This is a genomic window from Martelella sp. NC20 (assembly GCF_013459645.1).
Classification (GTDB): Bacteria; Pseudomonadota; Alphaproteobacteria; order Rhizobiales; family Rhizobiaceae; genus Martelella.
On record NZ_CP054861.1, the window covers coordinates 3,152,991 to 3,173,252 of the forward strand.

A 20,262-nucleotide genomic window follows, 5' to 3' on the forward strand; every position below is an offset into this window, starting at 1 on the left:
CGCGGGAGAAATGCTCTGTCCATTCGTTTTTACGGGCGGAACGGCACGGCGATCCAGCGTCCGTTCGGACCTTCGAAGCCTTGCGACAGCACGGTCACGAGCGCGACATGCACAGCATCCGGTCCGCCGCCGCCATAGGTCATCACTCCGCCGAGGCGGTAATCGAGCGGGCAGTTGCGGCTTTCCGGCAGGCGCTCGTCCTCGTGGACCTCCAGTTCCCCGCCCTCGGGGCCGCGATAGGTGAGGCGAAAGCCGCGCGCATCCGGCGTGATGGCGGCGCAGGCCCTGTTGGGCGAAAGCGGGAACGTCTCGATGGAGATTTCGCTGACGGGGGACAGGTTCGGGTGGGCGCGATAGCGGATGGTGTCGCCGTCGCTGCTGTTTTCGGTAACCGGGTTGAAGGCGGCAAGCCAGCCCGGATGGTCGAGCAGGCGGCGATCCTGGATCATCTGCAGGGCTTCGCGGACAGCCATTGCCCGCGCGGCGCTGATCGAGGCATTGTCGGTTTCGCTGCGCAGGCGGAACGGCGTGCCGTCGAGAAACACGTCGTTCTCGGTGTCGATGAAGAAGATGTTGGAATAGGCAAATCCGGAGCCGTCTTCCTGGCCATACTCCTCGAAGGCGAAGACCTTGCCGTCCTCGGAGAAGCCAAGAGGGGTGAAGGTTGCGAAATCGCCGGCGCTTGCCGTTGCGGCCGTGAGGCCCGAGGCGACCGCCGCGCCGAGAAAACGGGATAGACCTGCCATTATAAGCTCCATTTTTTTTGGCCGGAAACGCTCCGGCATATCAGGAATCGATACTGCGTCGGGGCGGCTTGTCGCACCCGGCCAACGACACAGTGATGAAAACGCCTGAAACGCTTTACGCTAACTTGCGGCCGACCGCAGGGCATCCATGGCCGGGCGGTAGCTGCCGCCTTCCGCCTTGCCGAAGATGGCCGAACCGGCGACCAGCACATTGGCGCCGGCCCTGGTTACCGCGGCCACCGTGTCCGGCGCGATCCCGCCATCCACCTGGAGTTCGATCGGGCGATCGCCGATCAGGGCGTTGGCCTGCTCGATCTTTGCAAGCATTGCCGGGATGAATGCCTGGCCGCCGAAACCGGGATTGACGGTCATCACCAGGATCAGGTCGAGATCGTCGATCACGTTTTCGATCATTGAAACCGGGGTTGCCGGGTTCAGCGCCACTCCCGCCTTCTTTCCGAGGTTTCGTATGGTCTGCAGCGAGCGGTGCAAATGCGGGCCTGCCTCCTGATGCACCGTGATCCTGTCCGAGCCGGCCTTGGCGAAAGCCTCGATAAAGGGGTCGGCGGGGGCGATCATCAGATGGCAGTCGAAGACGGCATCCGTGTGGCGGCGCAGTTTCGAGATGATCGGCGGGCCGAAGGTGATGTTGGGCACGAAATGGCCGTCCATGACATCGAGATGCACCCAGTCGGCGCCATCATCGACGACGGCGCGCACATCCTCTCCCAGTCGGGAAAAGTCGGCGGAAAGTATAGAGGGGGCGATACGCAGGGGACGTTTCACTGCATGGTTCCTTCTTCATGGTATTACTGGCGGGCCGAATCGAACACCGGCACGAACTGATTACCCTGCCAACGCAAAAGAAAATATGGATTATCCGCGAGTTCATGCCCCTCGGTGAAGGAGACGGGGCCGAGCGCGGTGTCGAACTGCTGCGTGGCGAGCATCGCGGTGAGCCGGGCGGTATCGCCCTCTGCTGCCGCCATGGCCTCGGCCGCAATCTCGACCGCGCTTGCGGCCGGGACGACATAGCCTTCCGGAACGATGTCGTTGCTTGCGGCGATATCCGCGAGTGCCGCAGCCGGTGGCAGTTCGCCATATTCGGGAAGCGCGATCGCCAGCACGCCGACTTCAAGGGGAACGCCCGCTTCCTGGGCGCGTAGCGCGTCGCTTCCGAGGATTGTGAGATCGTCGCCCTCTTGAGCGGCATCCCGCGACACAATGGCGATATCGCTGCGCGTGCCGCCGATGAACACATGGGTGGCGCCGGTCTGGGCGAGGCGGCGCACCAGCGACAATTGCTGCTCCTGCGCGGGGCGGAATGTATCGACGAAAACCGGCTGCAGGCCGCGCTCCTCCAGCGCGTTGCGAACGGCGTTGACCATTTCGCGGAAATAGATCGTTCCGTCATCGAGAAGCGCTACCGGCTCATCGATCCATTCGCCCATGATGTAGTCGACGGTCGCGTCGATCTCGTCCTGATCATTGGGCGCCATGCGGAAAAGCGGCCAGCTCTCCTTCAGCGCCGTCGTCATCAGTGGCATCGAGCGGGCCGAAAGGGTGATCGCCGGAATGCCGGCATCTCTCAAGACCGGCATTGCGCCGCGCACGGTCTCGCTGCAGAAAAAGCCGATGGCGATATCGACGCCGGCATCGGCAAGCGCCTGGCCAACGTCTCCGCCGCTGCCATCCTCGCAGCTTTCATCGACCGTGGTCAGCTCCATATCGCGATTGCGGGCGGCAAGCCCCGCGCCATCGAGCGCCTGCTCGCCGAGAATGGCGTAGTCACCGCTCAGCGGCGCGACAATGCCGATTTTCAACGTCTCGGCCGCGAACGAAGGGGCGGCGGCGAACCCGGACATGGCAATGCCAAGGAGACAGGCGGGAATGGATCTCATGATCGCGCGTCCTCTTATCAAAACTTGCCACGATGAACCCTGTCATAACCCTTGCCAGATGCAGGGGCAACGCCGTAAGTACCGCAACTGAATATCAAAGGGATGGTTCTTTGACAGTTTTTTCCAGGCATAAGCGCGGCGCTTCCCATGCATGATGATCCGCAATTCTCCAAACATTATCGCGACGCGATGGCCCATTATGCCGGCCACGTCCAGATCGTGACGACCGCGCATGGCGGGGTGATGCGCGGCGTGACCGCCACGGCCGCCTGCTCGGTTTCAGATGCGCCGCCGACGGTGCTCGCCTGCGTCAATCGTCTGAACGAGCACAACAGCGTGTTTCAGGGAAGCGGCAATTTCGCGCTGAATACGCTCGCCGCCCATCATCGTCCGCTCGCAGATGCCTTCGCCGGCTTTACCGGTCTTTCGAGCGAGGAGCGTTTCGCCATGGCCGAGTGGGAGGTCGAGGGAAGCGGCGCGCCGGTTCTGGCCGATGCGCTTGCCAGCTTCGACTGCAAACTCGTTGAAGCCAAGGCGATGTCGACCCACTGGATACTGATCGGCGAGGTCGTCGGTGTGAAGATGGGGGCGCCAGGCGAAGCCTTGCTGTACTACCGACGCGGCTACCACTACTTGTCGTTAAATCCGAAGTTCTCATAAATATACTTGATCGGAAGGGCGATATTGAGGTATATATGGCGCATACCGAATGCGTAATTAGAGTTTTTACATGAGACTATTGCTGTTAAGGTAAGCTTACTGATTGTTTTTTTGCCGAAATATCAAGCGTATAGTTGATATGATTAGAGCCGTACGTCCGGGAGGACGTGCGGCTCTTTAGCGTTTTTGACTGGCCCTGGCGGTCAGGCCTTGGCGGCGATCAGCATGAAGGCCGGGATTTCGTCGCCGAAGCCGACCGGCGTGTGGTCGTCGTCGCGATCGCGACGACGCGAGCGCCGGCGATCATCATTGGCGGGTTTCTTGTCCTGGGGCGGAGCCGGCTTGTGGGCCTGGGGCGCTGCCGGTTTGGTCGCCGGGGCGGGTCTTGCCGCTTCAGCGGGACGGGGCGCCTCAGCCTTTTCTTCCGCAGGATTGTTGTCCTGCTTGCGCGAACGGCCCTTGCGGGTGCGCGCTGCGGGCTTTTCGGATTCGTCTTCCGCCGCGACCGAACTGAGGTCGCCGTCGAACCATTCGATCTTGCGATCGATCAGCTTTTCGATGGCGTCGACAAATTTGGCGTCCTTGGGGGCAACCAGCGTGAACGACGCGCCCTTGCGCCCGGCGCGGCCGGTACGGCCGATGCGGTGGACATAGTCCTCGGCATGGATCGGCACATCGTAGTTGAAGACGTGGCTGACATCGGGAATATCGAGGCCGCGCGCGGCGACATCGGAGGCCACCAGCAACGGCAGCTTGCCGTCACGGAAACTCTGCAGGATCGTGGTGCGCGAATGCTGGTCCATGTCGCCATGGAGCGCGCCGCAGGGATATTCGTGGCGCTGCAGCGAGCGCAGCAGGTCGGCGACCGATTTCTTGCGGTTGCAGAAGATGATCGCGTTCTTCAGATCGTCCTGCTTGTCGATGATGGCGCGCAACGTCGCCCGCTTCTCGAAGTCCTTGCCGCCGGTGGCAACCAGTCTCTGCACCACCGTCGCTGCGGTCGATGAGGGCGGCGCCACCTCGATACGGGCGGGGTTCTGCAGGAACCGGTCGGCGAGCTTCTGAATTTCCGGCGGCATCGTTGCCGAGAAGAACAGCGTCTGGCGCGTGAACGGAATGAGCTTGGCGATCCGCTCGATATCGGGAATGAAGCCCATGTCGAGCATGCGGTCGGCCTCGTCGATGACGAGGATCTCGACGCCGGTCATCAAGAGTTTACCGCGTTCGGTGTGGTCGAGCAGGCGGCCGGGCGTGCAAATCAGCACGTCGGCGCCGCGCTCGATCTTGCGGTTCTGTTCCTCGAAGGAAACGCCGCCGATCAGCAGCGCGACGTTGAGCTTGTGGTTCTTGCCGTATTTGTCGAAATTCTCGGCGACCTGAGCCGCGAGTTCGCGCGTCGGCTCGAGGATCAGCGTGCGCGGCATCCGCGCCCGTGCCCGGCCGCGCTCCAGAAGCGTCAGCATCGGCAGGACGAAGGAAGCGGTTTTCCCGGTACCGGTCTGCGCAATGCCGCAGACGTCGCGGCGCTCGAGCGCATGAGGGATCGCGCCCTCCTGAATCGGTGTCGGGACGCTGTAGCCGGCTTCGGTTACAGCGGAGAGTACTTTGGGACTGAGCCCAAGATCGGAAAATGAGGTCAAAGGGAAACGGGTTCCGTGTTTTCGTGACAAATTCGACGGCGCTTTCACCATCGTCATGCGTATCACGGGCGGGATAGTATCAAATGGCCCGAGAGTCAAGAAAACCCGGTAATATAGGGCATTTCAACGCCTTGAAATGCCCTTTTGGCCGCGTTCGACCTTCACGTGCCGTTGATGGCCTCAAGCACGGCCTCGGCATGGCCGTCCGCCTTGACCTTGCGCCAGATGCGTTTCAGCGTGCCGTCCGGCGCGATCAGGAAGGTCGAGCGTTCGATCCCCATGAAGGTCTTGCCGTACATGCTCTTTTCCTTCCACACGCCATAGGCTTCGGCCACCGCGTGGTTTTCGTCGGCGCCCAGCAAGACGGAAAGGCTGTGTTTCTTTGCGAATTTCGCATGGCTCGCTACGCCGTCGGGCGAGATGCCGAGAACGATGGTGTTCGCCTTTTCGAAGCTTTCGGCAAGGGCCGTGAAGGCGATCGCCTCGACGGTGCAGCCCTTGGTGTCGTCCTTCGGGTAGAAATAGAGCACCAGGTTCTTGCCCTCCGCATCGGCCAGCGCGAAGGTCTCTCCCTCGGAAACCGACAGGGAAAAATCGGGGGCCTTGTGGCCTTCTTGCAATTCGGTCAAATTCTCACTCCTTTGTTCATTTATCGTTCAAGCTTCAATCGGCATAAATCGCGAGCGAAGAGCGCGGTTGTGCGCTTGCCAGCGGTGCGCTTCGTCGTGAATATTGCGCGCAGAAGATTCGCGCCGGGCAAAATCTATTTCAGCGCAGCTTATACGCTTACGGAGCGGCTTTGGACGACAGCAAGCAAAAAGATTCCCTGATCAGAGGCGAGCGTACCCGTTTCGCCCGCGGCGAAAGCGTCTCGCTGCACAAGATGCCCTCCGCCCAGACGCATGAGCCGATGATCGTGCGCGCCTCGACGCATCGCAGCTTCTCCCGTCACTGCCTGCGTTTCCTTACGTTTTTTGGTCTGTTTGCCGCCGGCCTTCTTGCGATCGCCTACTACGTCATCGAGAGCGGTTCGCTGGACCGGTTTCTGGCCGCCAAGGCCAATGAGCAGATCGCGGCGGTCATGCCGGAAGGCTATCATGCGCGCATCGATGCCGCGAGGCTGAGACTGAGCGCGGATTTCGATCTGAAGCTCAGCGTTCGCGGCGTGGCTTTGCTTGGCCCGGATGAAAAGCAGATCGCCTCGATCGGAACCCTGGATTTCGCGGTCGATCCCGTCAAGCTCATCGGTGGGCAGGTCACGGTAAACTCGGTTTCGGTCGACGACATCACATTCGACTCCTCGGCGCTGCCCGCCACCGGCACATTCCGCCTGACCGAGCATCGGGTCGACAGTCTGCCGGTTCTGGTGGAGCAGATGTTCAGCCAGACGGATTTCGCCCGCGGCGTTCTGACGGCGGCCGATACCCGCTCGATCCATCTGAGCGACATCGTGTTTCCCGTCGGCAGCGCATCGCCGGGCAAGTCCGTCACCGTCGATATCCGCGAGGTCAACCTCAACCTGCTGGCCGACGGGATACTCCGGGTCGATGGCGAGGTGCTGCTGGACGGAACGCCTGCCAACTTCTCAGCCGAATCAGTGGAGGAGGATGGACGTACGCAAAGCCTTCAGGCCGAGGTTTCCAACCTGGTGCTGACGCCGTTTCTCCTCAGGACCAAATCCGATGGCGACCCCATGCTCGGCGTGGAGGGGACCGCGGACCTGTTGCTTTCGCTCGAACGCGCCCGGGCGGATGGCGAGCCTGACGTCGCCGCCCAGATCGATGTCGGCGCGGGCCGCTTCATCGCGGATTCGATCGCGCGGCCTTTCAACGACGCCAATCTGAACCTCATCTACGATACGGCCAAGAAATCGATCGAAATCAGCGATTCCTCGTTCGAGTTCGACGGCAGCAGGTTTCCCTTCACGGCGGGCATCATCGATCTCGACCGTTACCAGTCGGATGTCGACGACGGCTATGCGCTGGATGTGCTGGTGCGGGGCGGCCGGTTCCAATCGCGCGAACCCGGTCTGCCGCCGCTGATATTCGACGCGAAATTCACCGGGGAATACCGCGCTTCGATCCCGCGCCTGCTGCTCGATGATATTTCGATAAGTTCGCCCCAGGGCATGATGGCGGCCTCGTTCAAGGCGATCTTCGGCGACGCCAGCCCGGAACTCAGCTTCGGCGCGCGGATTGAGCGGATGGATACCGAGGCGGTCAAGCAGCTCTGGCCGTTCTGGATTGCCAGGAAGCCGCGCGAATGGGTGAGCCGCAATCTCCATGGCGGCGTGGTCACCAATGGCGACATAGCGATCTTCCTGTCGGCCGGGCGGATCGAGGGGCCGGGCATCCCGGTGAAGCTCGACGAGAGCGAGATGAAGGTCGCCTTCGACATCGACGATACCCGGATCACGATCAGCGATCAGATGCCCGATGTCGAGCGCAGCGACGCCCGCGTGTCGATCAATGGCGGCAGGGTCGATGTCGATATCAGGGACGGCACGCTCAGCGTCGGCAAGTCCCGCACGGTGAAGCTCAAGGAAGGCACGTTCGCGATTGCCGATACCTACACCAAACCGCTCATGGGCGCCGTCGACATCATGCTGTCCGGCGAAGTCCGCGATCTGGTGAAACTGGCCGAGGCGCCGCCGATCAACGCGCTGAAATCGACGGATTTCACCTCGGATCAGTTCTCGGGAAACACCGAAGTCAACCTCAGGGCGAGCTTCCCGCTCGATCGGGGCGTCGCGTTCGATCCGGTCTGGCACGTCGTGGCCGATATCACCGATGGCGCGATTGCCACGCCCATCAACGGCCATCAGGTCAGCGGTCTCAATGGTCTGGTCGAGATCGTGCCAAGCCGGATTTCCTTCGAGGGCAAAGGCAGCGCCGATGGCGTTCCGCTTGAGGTGCAATGGAGCATGCCGATCGGCAAGCCGGAAAAAAACGCGGAGGGCGACGAGGACGGACCGGTGCTCTGGCTGTCGGGAAATCTCAACGACGCCCAGCGAAACCAGCTCGCGCCGGGGCTTGATGATTATGTCAGCGGCCCGGTGGCCGTGACCGTCGAGGGGGCGGACGAAGGCAATCTGATCGCGGTCGATCTGCAACAGACGACGTTGTCTCTGCCCTTTATCGGCTGGCAGAAGCCTCCCGGCGTTCCCGCCACGCTCTCCTTCACGCTCAAGCCGGGCGAAAACGACGTGACGACGCTTGATGATCTGCGGCTGACGGGCAGCGGGCTGGGCGCGAGGGGGCAGGTGACGCTCGACAAGGGCGGACTGCTGGCGGCGACGCTGACCGATGTCGCGATCTCGCCCGGCGACAGCCTCAATGTCGGCATGCAGCGGGAGAAGGACGGGCTCGACGTGACGCTGACCGGTCGCTCGTTCTCGGCCAAGCCGCTGCTTGATCAACTCGTCAAGAGCGGTAATGGCACATCGAACGGGGGCGGGGGAAGCGGCGGCGGCAATGTCGACGTCCATTTCGATATCGCCCGCGTTTCCGGCGAAAACGACCGCGAGCTTTCCGGCGTCAATGGCGACATCAAGGTCCGCGCGGGCGCGATGGCCGATGCCGTGCTGAAGGCGACCACCGCCTCCTCCCAGCCGATGACGCTGACGGTGACGCCTGACGGCGGCAAGAAGTCGGTGTCGCTCAAGACCGCCGGTGCCGGCGCGCTGCTGCGCTTTCTCGGCATTTACCAGAAAATGACCGGCGGCGGGCTCAATCTCGACATGATCGAGACCGATGCCGGCTGGCAGGGCATGGCGACGCTGACGGATTTCCGGCTGATCAAGGACGAACAGCTCAAGAAGATCCTGTCGGAGCCCACCGCCGGCAACGGCAAGAGCCTGAATGCCGCCTATCGCAACCAGATCAACGAGACCGACCAGCGTTTCCATATCGCCCAGGCGGTGATCGATATCTCGAACGGCGTGCTGCGGGTTTCCGATGCTTTCGTGCGCGGCGATCAGGTGGGCGCGACCGTGAAGGGCGTCGTGCGCGATGCCGCCGGCAATATCGACATGACCGGCACTTTCATGCCGGCCTACGGGCTCAACCGGATTTTTGCCGAAATCCCGATCTTTGGGCCGTTGCTGGGCAACGGCAACGACAAGGGCCTGTTCGGCATCACGTTCAGGCTGACGGGCAAGACCGAAAAGCCGGAACTGGTGGTCAACCCGCTATCGGCGATCGCGCCCGGCGTGTTCCGCAAGATATTTGAGTTTCAGTGATGTGGGAAATTTTCGCGGCATTACCGCGATCGGTCTCCCCTTTTGAAGGGGCAGGGCGATCGCATATGGCTTCGCCGCACAGCCCCCCAATCTTCTCGCCCCGGAGGGGAGAGATGTCGCGAAAGCGACAGTGAGGGGGGAGTCCATCAACGCGAACGCCCTCACGATCTGAAACGCTGCATCACCCTCACTGCCCCTTTCGGGGCATCTCTCCCGCAAGCGGGAGAGAGTAATGGGAGCAAGCAGCAAGGCCTTTCCCTCAGGGGAGGCGGAAAATTTGCGACCTGTCGACAGCCGGAAACCAGCCGTCATCCAACCGTGTGACCGATCACACCGGGCGCACCAGAATGTGCTTCTTCTTGCCGACCGACAGCTTGGCCACGCCTTCGCGCGACAGCGCGTCCGGGCCGACCGAGAGGCGCTCGTCGGAGACAGCCTCGTCGTTCAGCTTCACCGCGCCGCCCTTGATATGACGGCGGGCCTCTCCGTTGGAACCGGCAAGGCCGGCCTGGACCAGCAGCGTCAGGATACCCATGCCGCCGTCGAGCTCCGCCCTGGCGACCTCGATCGTCGGCAGGTTTTCGGCAAGCGCGCCTTCCTCGAAGGTCTTGCGCGCGGTCTCGGCGGCTTCCTCGGCAGCGGCGCGGCCGTGCAGCATGGCGGTCACTTCGGTGGCGAGGATCTTCTTGACCTCGTTGATTTCCGTGCCGCCAAGCGCCGCAAGCCGACCGATCTCGTCCATCGGCAGCGTGGTATAGAGCTTCAGGAACCGGCCGACATCGGCATCCTCGGTGTTGCGCCAGTACTGCCAGAAATCATAGGCGGACAGCATGTCCGGGTTGAGCCAGATCGCGCCATTGGCCGACTTGCCCATCTTGGCGCCCGATGCCGTCGTCAAAAGCGGCGAGGTCAGCGCGTAGAGCTGCGGGCAATCCATGCGGTGGCCGAGATCGATGCCGTTGACGATATTGCCCCACTGATCGGAACCGCCCATCTGCAGGCGGCAGTCGTAGCGCTTGGCGAGCTCAACGAAATCGTAGGCCTGGAGGATCATATAGTTGAATTCCAGGAAGGACAGCGACTGTTCGCGGTCGAGCCGCGTCTTGACGCTCTCGAAGGACAGCATCCGGTTGACCGAGAAATGGCGGCCGACATCGCGGAGAAATTCGAGGTAGTTCAGGCCGCGCAGCCATTCGGCATTGTCGATCATCAGTGCCGAGCCGGCGTCATAATCCATGTAACTGGAAAAGACGCGCTGGATCGAGGCGATATTTTCCGCGATCGTGTCCACCGTCATCAGCTTGCGGGCCTCGTCCTTGAACGAGGGATCGCCGACCATGCCGGTGCCGCCGCCCATCAGCGAGATCGGCCGGTGGCCGGTCTTCTGGAGCCAGTGCAGCATCATGATCTGGATCAGCGATCCGGCATGCAGCGACGGCGCCGTCGGATCGAAGCCGATATAGGCCGTCACCCGCTCCTTCGAAAGAAGGTCGTCAAGCCCGGTCTCATCGGAAATCTGATGAATGAAACCGCGCTCGAAAAGCGTGTGCAGGAATTCGGATTTGAACGTCGACATGGTTGATCTTTTCGTCGCTTGTACTGGGGTAGATGACAGAACGGGCGCGCTTTAGCATGGTTTGCCTGTGCTTCCCACATCTTTTGCGCCCACGATCAGGTCAGGGCCTGGTTATCAGCTATTTCGACTGACGGCGGAGGGATTTGGCATGATAGGCGATCGCGAAAACGAGATAGACGAACGGCAGCCAGACGGGCAGCAGCCCGCCGCCGATCACCGTGGTGAGGCCGATGGCGTAGAGCGGCAGAAATAATATGACCCCGGTGACGACGCCGGGAGAGTATTTGCGAAGCCTGATGACGCCATAGACATGGAAGAGCGCGTTGACCGCCATTGCCGTGGAAAGCCCGAGGAAGATCGATGCGCCGCTGGGGCTGTCACCGTAGAAAAGCCCGAGCGCGGCGATAAACATTACCGCCGTGTTGACGAAGACGAGGTAGCCGAACCGGATGCCCGTCGTTTTCGGCGGCACGAGTTCGCGATACCATTCGATGAAGCCGCCCGGAAAATAGAATTCCTCGGTCACGTGCAACATCAAGGCGATGGCCAGGAAGAGCGAGAGATGGGAGGGGCTGAACACGGCGTTCTCCGCGATATGTTAAGGTCAACGCCAGAATGGTCCGCTTTGAGCGATGCGCAACAGCTATTTCGAAAGATGCGGGAAAGCGGAGCGAACGATGCCGCCCATGGTCTGGGGGGCTCGCGGCATGCGTTCATCAGTTCGGTTGGTTCGGGGGAAGAGACACTCACCGTTCCGGCAATATTTCGACCGCAATTTCCGTAAGGTGCAAAAGCGCGACGCTTGGCCAGTTTGTTCTGGTCACTGTTGAATGAGGGGCAGCAAAATCACTTTGATGATCGGGTAAGCGGCGTAGACGATCGAAAAGTAGCCAACCAGAACGAAGCCGATAATGTTCAGGGTTATAGTGGCGATTGCGAGCTTAATGTGTTTCCTCATGAAAACGTAGTTAAGCCCCTGCAACAGGGCCATCGCAAATACGCCGATATAGATTGAATTCCCGATCGTCACGATGCCCGAGAGGCGAACGAGGTAAGGAAGGAGCGCATTAATGAAGAGCCAGATTGCGATTAGCCTGTATTTGGGTAGATCGTCCATCGCCCCGGCCTCGTTTGTTTCCCTTCGTCAATCTATAGTTGATGACCTTGGAAACCAGAACGATATTTCCCGGCAGCGAGAATTCTGCCGGGAACACCCTTCGGGATTTATCACCTGATCCGCTTCGGCGCGGGCTCCGGCACCAGTTCGCCGTCGAGGCGGCGGTCGAGGTAGTCCTCGCATTCGGAGAGCAGCTCGTCGTTTCTGCCGGCGAAGAAGTGGTTGGCGCCGGAAAGCGTCTTCTGGGTGATCAGGATGCCCTTCTGGGTCTTCAGCTTTTCGACCAGGCCGTTGACATCGCGCGGCGGGGCCACCTTGTCGGCATCGCCGTGGATGATCAGGCCGGAGGAGGGGCAGGGGGCCAGGAACGAGAAGTCGTAGATGTTCGGCTGCGGGGCGATCGACATGAAGCCCTCGATCTCCGGCCGGCGCATCAGAAGCTGCATGCCGATCCAGGAGCCGAAGGAATAGCCGGCGACCCAGCAGGTCTTCGAATCGGGATGCAGGCCCTGCACCCAGTCCAGCGCTGCCGCCGCATCCGACAATTCGCCCGAGCCGTGATCGAATTCGCCCTGGCTGCGGCCGATGCCGCGGAAATTGAACCGCAGCGTGGTGAAGCCGCGCTTCTGGAACATGTAGAACAGTTCATAGACGATCGGATTGTTCATCGTGCCGCCGAAGCGGGGATGGGGATGCAGCACGATCGCAATCGGCGCATTCTTCTCTGGGGACGGCTGGTAACGGCCTTCAAGGCGACCGGCCGGACCGTTGAAAATCACTTCGGGCATTTGCTCTCCGGAAATTTCGGATCAAACATTCCAGCCGGCTTGCAACGGCCCGTTTGACTTGACTAATAGGGTCATCTTTTCTACAAGCAGTTTAGAATTGTTCGAAAGAAAGATGTCTTCTGTTTCTGCGGTCCAAATAGGGCAAGCGGGCAGTCAATTTCAAGGAAAATGCGTTGCCGGGCGCGAATGCCCGTGTAATCAGGGCCGACATGAGCACCAACCGGATCTATCTCGACTGGAATGCGACCGCAGCGCTTCTGCCTGAAGCGCGCGATGCGGTGCTGGAAGGTCTTGATCTTTGCGGCAATGCGTCCTCCGTTCACCGCGAGGGACGGGCGGTGCGGGCGCGCGTCGAGGCGGCGCGGGGACAGGTGGCGGCTCTTGCTGGGGCCGACCCTGCGCATGTCACATTTCTCGCAGGCGCGACGGAAGCGGCAAACTTCGTGCTGACGCCCGATTTCCGCATGGGGCGCAGCCCGGTGGCGCTTGGCGCGCTTTATGTTTCCGGCATCGAGCATCCGGCGGTATTCGAAGGCGGCCGGTTTCCTTCAGCAAAACGCCATGAGATTCCGGTTCTGGCCTCAGGCGTCGTCGATCTCGATGTGCTGGACGCCATGCTCGCCGCCCATGACAAGGGCCTCGGCCTGGCGATGGTGGGCCTGATGCTGGTCAATAACGAGACCGGGATCATTCAGCCGGTCGCGGCGGCCGCCGGGATCGTTCACCGGCATGGCGGGCTTCTCGTGGTCGACGCGGTGCAGGGTGCTGGTCGTATCCCGTTGTCGATTGCGGCGCTGGACGCCGATTTCCTGATCCTGTCCTCGCACAAGCTTGGCGGGCCGAAGGGCGTGGGCGCGCTGATTGCGCGTGGCGAAACGCTGATGCCGGCGCCGCTGGCGCGCGGCGGCGGGCAGGAAAAGGGCCATCATTCCGGAACGGAAAACGTGCCGGGCATTTTCGGCTTCGGCGCTGCCGCAGCCTTTGCGGCGGAAGCTATCGAGGCCCGCAATGCACGGATCGCGGCCCTGCGCGACCGGCTGGAGGACGGCATGCGGGCGGCGTGTCCCGATGTCGAGATTTACGGCGCGGACCTGCCGCGGGTTGCCAATACGTCATTCTTCACGCTGCCGGGGCTGAAGGCGGAAACCGGCCAGATCGCCTTCGATCTCGAGGGCATCGCCCTTTCGGCGGGATCGGCCTGCTCCTCCGGCAAGGTCGGCGAGAGCCAGGTGCTGAAGGCGATGGGCCGCGATCCCCGCCTTGGCGGCTTGCGTATCTCGCTCGGCTGGGCGACCACGGATGGCGATATCGACGCGGCGATCGCGGCCTTCGCGAAAATCGCCGCGCGACGGAGGGCGGCCGGACAGGCGGCCCGAAAAATTGACGAATGATAGGCCGCGCGGGGTGTAATTGCCGCGCAGCCTGATTAAATAGAGCGGTGAACCCGCTTGGGAATGCAAACCGCCGGACCTTGAACCCGGTTATGAGTGGAGTGACAATATGGTTGCCGTAAAAGAGACCGTCGATCAGGTCGCCATGATCGACGTCGATCAGTACAAATACGGTTTTGAAACGATGATCGAAGTGGACAAGGCGCCCAAGGGCCTGTCCGAGGACATCATCCGTTTCATCTCGCACAAGAAATCCGAGCCCGAATGGATGCTCGAATGGCGTCTGGAGGCCTATCGCCGCTGGCTCACAATGGTTGAGCCGAGCTGGGCGCGGGTGAACTATCCGAAGATTGATTTCAACGACGTCTATTACTATGCCGCGCCGAAATCCTTCACCGGGCCGAAGACGCTGGACGAGGTCGACCCGCAATTGCTGGCGACCTATGAGAAGCTCGGCATTCCGCTGCAGGAACAGGAGCTGCTTGCCGGCGTGCAGGATTTCCAGCACCAGCCGAAAAGCCGCGTCGCCGTTGACGCCGTGTTCGATTCGGTCTCGGTCGTCACCACCTTCAAGAAGGAACTCGCGAAAGCCGGCGTGATCTTCATGTCGATCTCCGAGGCGATCCGCGAGCACCCCGACCTGATCAAGAAATATCTCGGCTCGGTCGTGCCGCGCGGCGACAATTTCTATGCCGCGCTGAATGCCGCCGTGTTTACCGACGGCTCGTTCGTTTATATCCCGAAGGGCGTTCGCTGCCCGATGGAGCTGTCGACCTATTTCCGCATCAACGAGAAGAACACCGGCCAGTTCGAGCGCACGCTGATCATCGCCGAGGAAGGCTCCTACGTTTCCTATCTGGAAGGCTGCACCGCGCCGCAGCGCGATGAAAACCAGCTTCATGCCGCCGTGGTCGAACTGATCGCGATGGATGATGCCGAGATCAAGTATTCGACCGTCCAGAACTGGTATCCGGGCGACAAGGACGGCAAGGGCGGCATCTACAACTTCGTCACCAAGCGCGGCGATTGCCGGGGCGACAACTCGAAGATCTCGTGGACCCAGGTCGAAACCGGTTCGGCGATCACCTGGAAATACCCGTCCTGCCTGCTGCGCGGCGACAATTCACGCGGCGAGTTCTACTCGATTGCCGTTTCCAACGGCCATCAGCAGATCGACAGCGGCACCAAGATGATCCACCTCGGCAAGAACACCTCGAGCCGGATCATCTCCAAGGGCATTTCCGCGGGGTTTTCCAACAACACCTATCGCGGCCAGGTCTCGGCCCACCGCAAGGCGGAAAACGCGCGCAACTTCACCCAGTGCGACAGTCTCCTGATCGGCAGCAAATGCGGCGCCCACACCGTGCCCTATATCGAGGCCGGCAATTCATCCGCCCGTTTCGAGCATGAGGCGACCACCTCGAAGATTTCCGAGGACCAACTGTTCTACTGCATGCAGCGCGGCATTCCGGAGGAAGAGGCGATTGCCCTGATCGTCAACGGGTTTGTCCGTGAGGTGATCCAGGAGCTGCCGATGGAATTCGCGGTCGAGGCGCAGAAGCTGATCGGGATTTCGCTTGAGGGGAGCGTTGGCTAGCGCCGCGGTTAGGGCGCCGGCTTTCAAATATGCGCTTCCTCGCTGCCGTCGCCCCACCCGCAGCGTCATCCTCGGGCTTGACCCGAGGATGACGAAACGGAGGGGGAGAGTGCAATGACAGGCTATGTCTACATGATGTCGGACAAGCCGCGTGGCGTTCTCTACACCGGTGTCACGAGTGACATACATGGACGGGCCTGGGAACATAGGAATGGAGTCAAAGACGGGTTCACCGCGAAATACAGGGCGAAGAACCTGGTTTGGTTTGAACTTCATCCGAATATCGTTCTGGCAATTCAGAGGGAGAAATCCCTGAAGCGCTATCCGAGGGAATGGAAGGTCAGGCTTGTTGAAGAGTTGAACCCGAACTGGCTGGATTTGTTCGAGCGGATTGATGAAATCGAGAATGTGTATAGGCCGCATCCTGGAATGCGGAAGTACGGAGATTATAACTGAACGGATGAGGCGGGCGAACGGACACTCGATTTCCACCGCGTCCTCCCCACCCAACGGCGTCATCCTCGGGCTTGTCCCGAGGATCCAACCACCGGGCCGGGAGTGATGAGTGGGTTTGTTCGAACTCGGACTTGCAAAGCAGAATGCGACCCGACACTCCGCTCGTGTGGAGACGTGATTAGATCCTCGGGACAAGCCCGAGGATGACGCAGAGAATAAAAGGGGCCCGAGGGAAACCAGAACCGGCCGCTGACTGAAGGAAACGAAAAATGCTTGAGATCAAGAACCTGCACGCACGCATCGCCGAGGACGGCACGGAAATCATCAAGGGGCTGAACCTGACGATTCAGGACGGCGAAGTGGCCGCCATCATGGGCCCGAACGGGTCCGGAAAGTCGACGCTCTCCTATATCCTCGCCGGTCGCGAGGATTATGAGGTCACCGAGGGTGAGGTGATCTATAACGGTGAAAACATTCTGGAACTCGATGCCGCCGAGCGCGCCGCCAAGGGCGTGTTCCTGGCGTTTCAGTATCCGGTCGAAATTCCGGGTGTTGCCACCATGCAGTTCCTGAAGGTCGCAATCAACGAGCAGCGCAAGGCGCGCGGCGAGGCCGAGCTCTCGACGCCGGACTTCATCCGCAAGGTCAAGGAAGCCTCCGCCAAGCTGAAGATCGACTACGACATGCTGAAGCGGCCGCTGAATGTCGGCTTTTCCGGCGGCGAGAAGAAGCGCGCCGAAATCCTGCAGATGGCGTTGCTGGAGCCGAAGCTCTGCGTCATGGACGAGACTGACTCGGGCCTCGATATCGACGCGCTGAAGATCGTTGCCGACGGCGTCAATGCGCTCAGAGCGCCCGACCGCTCGGTGATGGTCATCACCCACTACCAGCGCCTGCTCGACTATATCGTGCCGGACACGGTCCACGTGCTCTACAAGGGCCAGATCATCCGCACCGGCGGCAAGGAACTGGCCCACGAACTCGAAGCCAATGGCTATGCCGATATCATCGGCGAAGCCGCCTGAGGCAGGAGTGTTGTGATGAATGTGCAAAACAAGATAACGCTGACGGCCGCCGAGGAGGCGCTGGTCGCTTCCTTCGGGCGGCTGTCCGGCTCATTGCCCGGCAATGCCGATGTGACGATGGAGCGCGACCGGCTGGCGGGTGAACTGCGCAAGTCCGGCCTGCCGACGCGTCGGATCGAGGCCTGGCATTATACCGACCTGCGCAACCTGCTGCGCGCCGTGCCGGACGAAACCGGCGAGGCGGTGAACCCGGTGAAGGCCCTGCTGGAAGGCAGCGTCGTGCTGCCGCTGGTGCAGGGCCGCGTAAGCGATGCGCCCGATATCGACGGCGTTCAGCGCGCTAAGGTCTCCGATGCGCTTTCGAATGGCGACGAGGCCGTGCGGTTCGCGCTTTCCAGCGTCGATGACGCGATCGGCCGCATCAACGGCGCGCTGGTGAGCGATGGTTATGCCCTCGATATTACCGCGCCGCTCGCAGCACCGCTGGAATTGCAGGCCGTGCATGGCGGCGGGCAGGTGCATACCCGCAATCGCCTGAACTTCGCCGATGGCGTGACCGGCATGGTGATCGAACGCCATGTCGCGCCGGTGGGCGTGGCGGCGCTCGTCAGCAACCTCACGGCGCTGACGCTGGGCAAGGATACCGAAATCACCTATGTGGTGATGCAGAGCCAGGGCGCCGACGATACCCATCTCGGCAAGCTGAAGATCGAACTTGGCGAAAACGCGAAGCTGAAGCTTCTGATCGTCAATGCCGGCGGCAAGCTAGTGCGCCACGAGATCGATTGCGCGGTCACGGGCGAGGGCGCGGACCTGATGCTGCGCGGCGTCAACCTGCTGGGCGGCGAGACCCATACCGACATCACCTTCGATCTCGGCCACAACGTGGCCAACACGACCTCGACCGAGATCATCCGCAATGTCGTGTTCGACAAGGCGCGTGGCGTGTTCCAGGGCCTGATCCGGGTTGCGCCCGACGCGCAGAAGACTGATGCGAAAATGTCGTGCAACACGCTGCTGATGAGCGATTTCGGATCGTTCAACGCCAAGCCGGAGCTCGAAATCTTCGCCGATGACGTGCAGTGCGGCCATGGCGCCACGGTGACCGATATCGATCCGAACCACCTTTATTACATGATGGCGCGCGGGATTCCGCGCAAGGTTGCCGAAGGGCTTCTGATCCACGCCTTCGTTGCCGAAGTGGTGGAAGAACTGGAACATGAGGCGCTGTCGGAGGCGGTCGAAGCAATCATTGCGGACTGGCTCGATCGCCATGAGTGACCTGCCCGGCGAACGGGCATTGACGGAGTTCATCGGTTATGGACACTAAGGTTTCCACCTATGATGTGGACAGGATAAGGCGGGATTTCCCGATCCTGTCGCGCACCGTGCATGACGGCAAGCCGCTGGTCTATCTCGACAATGGCGCTTCCGCGCAGAAGCCGCAGGTCGTGATCGACGCGGTTTCGAACGCCTATGCCCACGAATACGCCAATGTCCACCGCGGCCTTCATTTCCTTTCCAATGCCGCGACCGATGCCTACGAGGCGGCGCGCGAGAAGGTGCGGGCGTTTCTGAATGCCGGCTCGGTGAACGAGATCGTCTTTACCCGCAACACCACCGAGGCGATCAACACGGTCGCTTACGGTTGGGCGATGACGCACCTGAAGGAGGGCGACGAGATCGTGCTCTCGATCATGGAGCACCATTCCAACATCGTGCCATGGCATTTCCTGCGCGAGCGGATGGGCGTCAAGCTTGTCTGGGCGCCGGTCGATGACGATGGCGAGTTCCATATCGAGGACTTCGAAAACTGCCTGAGCGAGCGCACCAAGCTCGTCGCCATCACCCAGATGTCGAATGCGCTTGGCACCATTGTCGATGTGAAAGAGGTCTGCCGGATCGCCCATGAACGCGGTATTCCGGTGCTGGTCGATGGCTCTCAGGGCGCGGTCCACCTGCCGGTCGATGTCAGGGATATCGACTGCGACTGGTATGTGATGACCGGCCACAAGCTCTATGGTCCGTCCGGCATCGGTGTGCTCTACGGCAAGTATGACCGGCTTTCAGAGATGCGGCCGTTCCAGGGCGGCGGCGAGATGATCGCCGACGTTTTTACCGATCGCGTGACCTATGCCGAGCCGCCGCATCGCTTCGAGGCCGGCACGCCGCCGATCGTGCAGGCTATTGGACTGGGCGTCGCCCTTGACTATATGCAAGGGATAGGCCGTGCGTCGATCGCCGCCCACGAGGCGGATCTGACGGCGTATGCACGGGAGCAGCTCGGCCATGTCAATGCGCTTCGCGTCATCGGCAATGCCAAAGCCAAGGGCAGCATCTTCTCCTTCGCCATCGAAGGCGTGCATGCCCATGACATTTCGACGATCATCGACCGGCGCGGCGTCGCCGTTCGCGCCGGCACCCACTGCGCCCAGCCGCTTCTGGCGCGCTTCGGGGTGACATCGACCTGCCGGGCCTCGTTCGGCCTGTACAATACCCGCGCGGAAGTGGACGCGTTGGTGGAAGCGCTTGACTATGCTCGCGGCTTCTTTGCCTGACCCAAGGAGAATGGCATGAATGTTGAAGAAAATGCCGAGGTGAAAACCACAGAGCCCGGCTCCTCCATTCCCCCGGAAGAGTTGGCGCGCCTCAGCGACGATATCGTTTCGGCGCTGAAAACGGTCTACGATCCGGAGATTCCGGCCGACATTTTCGAACTTGGCCTGATCTACAAGATCGATGTCGATGATGACCGGCTGGTGAAGATCGACATGACGCTGACCGCGCCCGGCTGCCCGGTCGCCGGCGAAATGCCCGGCTGGGTGGAAAATGCGGTCAGCACCGTGGAAGGCGTCTCCGGCGTCGAGGTCGAAATGACCTTCGATCCGCCATGGACGCCGGATCGGATGTCGGAAGAGGCCAAGGTGGCCGTCGGCTGGTATTGAGGTTTTGTGAGGGCAGGGCAATGACGTGTGGTCTTGCGGTTTACTCCCAATACTCTCTCCCGCTTGCGGGAGAGATGCCCCGAAAGGGGCAGTGAGGGTGAAGCAGCATTTCAATCCCGTGAGGGCGTCCGCGTGGATAGGCTCCCCCCTCACTGTCGCTGTCGCGACATCTCTCCCCTC

At 61.3% G+C, this 20,262-nt stretch carries 18 protein-coding genes; 9 read left to right on the forward strand and 9 right to left on the reverse strand.

Translation table 11 applies throughout. The features are described from left to right. Positions 1–29: 29 nt before the first annotated feature. The 3 genes from HQ843_RS14980 to HQ843_RS14990 form a co-directional block, all read right to left on the reverse strand. Positions 30–746, reverse strand: coding sequence for a DUF2259 domain-containing protein (locus HQ843_RS14980; RefSeq protein ID WP_180897573.1), 717 nt, complete (start codon positions 744–746; stop codon positions 30–32). 120 nt (positions 747–866) lie between these two features. Further along, on the reverse strand, positions 867–1,532 hold the full coding sequence (gene rpe / locus HQ843_RS14985; protein WP_180897572.1) for a ribulose-phosphate 3-epimerase: 666 nt from the start codon (positions 1,530–1,532) through the stop codon (positions 867–869). Positions 1,533–1,555: 23 nt separating this feature from the next. Further along, positions 1,556–2,647, reverse strand: coding sequence for a branched-chain amino acid ABC transporter substrate-binding protein (locus HQ843_RS14990; protein ID WP_180897571.1), 1,092 nt, complete (start codon positions 2,645–2,647; stop codon positions 1,556–1,558). A gap of 147 nt (positions 2,648–2,794) precedes the next feature. On the opposite strand from HQ843_RS14990, the gene HQ843_RS14995 reads away from it, so the two are divergent. Next, on the forward strand, positions 2,795–3,307 hold the full coding sequence (locus HQ843_RS14995; RefSeq protein WP_180897570.1) for a flavin reductase family protein: 513 nt from the start codon (positions 2,795–2,797) through the stop codon (positions 3,305–3,307). Between the two features lie 203 nt (positions 3,308–3,510). Here HQ843_RS14995 and HQ843_RS15000 read toward each other — a convergent pair whose 3' ends face one another. Together HQ843_RS15000 and bcp are read right to left on the reverse strand one after the other, a co-directional pair. Next, entirely contained in the window at positions 3,511–4,998 is a 1,488-nt protein-coding gene (locus HQ843_RS15000) for a DEAD/DEAH box helicase (RefSeq protein WP_180902178.1), read from the reverse strand. A 110-nt stretch (positions 4,999–5,108) separates the two neighbouring features. Continuing rightward, a complete protein-coding gene (gene bcp / locus HQ843_RS15005; RefSeq protein WP_180897569.1) occupies positions 5,109–5,576 on the reverse strand; it encodes a thioredoxin-dependent thiol peroxidase in 468 nt (155 codons plus the stop codon). A gap of 170 nt (positions 5,577–5,746) precedes the next feature. On the opposite strand from bcp, the gene HQ843_RS15010 reads away from it, so the two are divergent. After that, positions 5,747–9,187: a YhdP family protein gene (locus tag HQ843_RS15010; RefSeq protein WP_180897568.1), complete on the forward strand. Its 3,441-nt coding sequence runs from the start codon at positions 5,747–5,749 to the stop codon at positions 9,185–9,187. A 328-nt stretch (positions 9,188–9,515) separates the two neighbouring features. Here the strand turns inward: HQ843_RS15010 and tyrS are convergent, their stop codons facing one another. From tyrS to HQ843_RS15030, 4 genes are all read right to left on the reverse strand, one after another. Then, positions 9,516–10,763, reverse strand: a complete 1,248-nt coding sequence (gene tyrS / locus HQ843_RS15015) for a tyrosine--tRNA ligase (RefSeq protein WP_180897567.1) — start codon at positions 10,761–10,763, stop codon at positions 9,516–9,518. A gap of 118 nt (positions 10,764–10,881) precedes the next feature. After that, a complete protein-coding gene (locus tag HQ843_RS15020) occupies positions 10,882–11,343 on the reverse strand; it encodes an HXXEE domain-containing protein (RefSeq protein ID WP_180897566.1) in 462 nt (153 codons plus the stop codon). 240 nt (positions 11,344–11,583) lie between these two features. Continuing rightward, on the reverse strand, positions 11,584–11,880 hold the full coding sequence (locus HQ843_RS15025) for a hypothetical protein (protein ID WP_180897565.1): 297 nt from the start codon (positions 11,878–11,880) through the stop codon (positions 11,584–11,586). A 110-nt stretch (positions 11,881–11,990) separates the two neighbouring features. Continuing rightward, positions 11,991–12,668, reverse strand: a complete 678-nt coding sequence (locus tag HQ843_RS15030; RefSeq protein ID WP_180897564.1) for an alpha/beta hydrolase — start codon at positions 12,666–12,668, stop codon at positions 11,991–11,993. Positions 12,669–12,877: 209 nt separating this feature from the next. Here HQ843_RS15030 and HQ843_RS15035 point away from each other — a divergent pair, with 209 nt between their 5' ends. From HQ843_RS15035 to HQ843_RS15065, 7 genes are all read left to right on the forward strand, one after another. Then, complete coding sequence (locus HQ843_RS15035; protein ID WP_180902177.1) at positions 12,878–14,059, forward strand: cysteine desulfurase family protein; 1,182 nt, start codon at positions 12,878–12,880, stop codon at positions 14,057–14,059. A gap of 109 nt (positions 14,060–14,168) precedes the next feature. After that, the gene (sufB, locus tag HQ843_RS15040; RefSeq protein WP_180897563.1) at positions 14,169–15,656 is read left to right on the forward strand and encodes a Fe-S cluster assembly protein SufB; all 1,488 of its coding nucleotides are present in this window, start codon (positions 14,169–14,171) and stop codon (positions 15,654–15,656) included. Between the two features lie 114 nt (positions 15,657–15,770). Then, positions 15,771–16,112 carry a GIY-YIG nuclease family protein gene (locus tag HQ843_RS15045; protein WP_180897562.1) on the forward strand — a complete coding sequence of 114 codons (342 nt, stop codon included), beginning with the start codon at positions 15,771–15,773 and terminating at the stop codon, positions 16,110–16,112. A gap of 269 nt (positions 16,113–16,381) precedes the next feature. Further along, a complete protein-coding gene (gene sufC, locus HQ843_RS15050; RefSeq protein ID WP_180897561.1) occupies positions 16,382–17,137 on the forward strand; it encodes a Fe-S cluster assembly ATPase SufC in 756 nt (251 codons plus the stop codon). Positions 17,138–17,152: 15 nt separating this feature from the next. Next, the gene (gene sufD / locus HQ843_RS15055) at positions 17,153–18,418 is read left to right on the forward strand and encodes a Fe-S cluster assembly protein SufD (protein ID WP_180897560.1); all 1,266 of its coding nucleotides are present in this window, start codon (positions 17,153–17,155) and stop codon (positions 18,416–18,418) included. Positions 18,419–18,456: 38 nt separating this feature from the next. Further along, positions 18,457–19,695 carry a cysteine desulfurase gene (locus HQ843_RS15060; protein ID WP_180897559.1) on the forward strand — a complete coding sequence of 413 codons (1,239 nt, stop codon included), beginning with the start codon at positions 18,457–18,459 and terminating at the stop codon, positions 19,693–19,695. A gap of 15 nt (positions 19,696–19,710) precedes the next feature. Further along, positions 19,711–20,082, forward strand: a complete 372-nt coding sequence (locus tag HQ843_RS15065) for an SUF system Fe-S cluster assembly protein (RefSeq protein ID WP_180897558.1) — start codon at positions 19,711–19,713, stop codon at positions 20,080–20,082. Positions 20,083–20,262 lie beyond the last annotated feature (180 nt).

Excerpts from the sequence above, each read along its gene's own strand:
- HQ843_RS14980 (WP_180897573.1), bottom strand. The coding sequence starts at position 746 with ATGGCAGGTCTATCCCGTTTTCTCGGCGCGGCGGTCGCCTCGGGCCTC.
- HQ843_RS15045 (WP_180897562.1), top strand. The coding sequence starts at position 15,771 with ATGACAGGCTATGTCTACATGATGTCGGACAAGCCGCGTGGCGTTCTC.
- HQ843_RS14990 (WP_180897571.1), bottom strand. The coding sequence starts at position 2,647 with ATGAGATCCATTCCCGCCTGTCTCCTTGGCATTGCCATGTCCGGGTTC.
- HQ843_RS15025 (WP_180897565.1), bottom strand. The coding sequence starts at position 11,880 with ATGGACGATCTACCCAAATACAGGCTAATCGCAATCTGGCTCTTCATT.
- HQ843_RS15060 (WP_180897559.1), top strand. The coding sequence starts at position 18,457 with ATGGACACTAAGGTTTCCACCTATGATGTGGACAGGATAAGGCGGGAT.
- sufB (WP_180897563.1), top strand. The coding sequence starts at position 14,169 with ATGGTTGCCGTAAAAGAGACCGTCGATCAGGTCGCCATGATCGACGTC.
- HQ843_RS15065 (WP_180897558.1), top strand. The coding sequence starts at position 19,711 with ATGAATGTTGAAGAAAATGCCGAGGTGAAAACCACAGAGCCCGGCTCC.
- tyrS (WP_180897567.1), bottom strand. The coding sequence starts at position 10,763 with ATGTCGACGTTCAAATCCGAATTCCTGCACACGCTTTTCGAGCGCGGT.
- HQ843_RS15000 (WP_180902178.1), bottom strand. The coding sequence starts at position 4,998 with ATGGTGAAAGCGCCGTCGAATTTGTCACGAAAACACGGAACCCGTTTC.
- HQ843_RS15035 (WP_180902177.1), top strand. The coding sequence starts at position 12,878 with ATGAGCACCAACCGGATCTATCTCGACTGGAATGCGACCGCAGCGCTT.
- sufD (WP_180897560.1), top strand. The coding sequence starts at position 17,153 with ATGAATGTGCAAAACAAGATAACGCTGACGGCCGCCGAGGAGGCGCTG.
- sufC (WP_180897561.1), top strand. The coding sequence starts at position 16,382 with ATGCTTGAGATCAAGAACCTGCACGCACGCATCGCCGAGGACGGCACG.
- HQ843_RS14995 (WP_180897570.1), top strand. The coding sequence starts at position 2,795 with ATGCATGATGATCCGCAATTCTCCAAACATTATCGCGACGCGATGGCC.
- HQ843_RS15030 (WP_180897564.1), bottom strand. The coding sequence starts at position 12,668 with ATGCCCGAAGTGATTTTCAACGGTCCGGCCGGTCGCCTTGAAGGCCGT.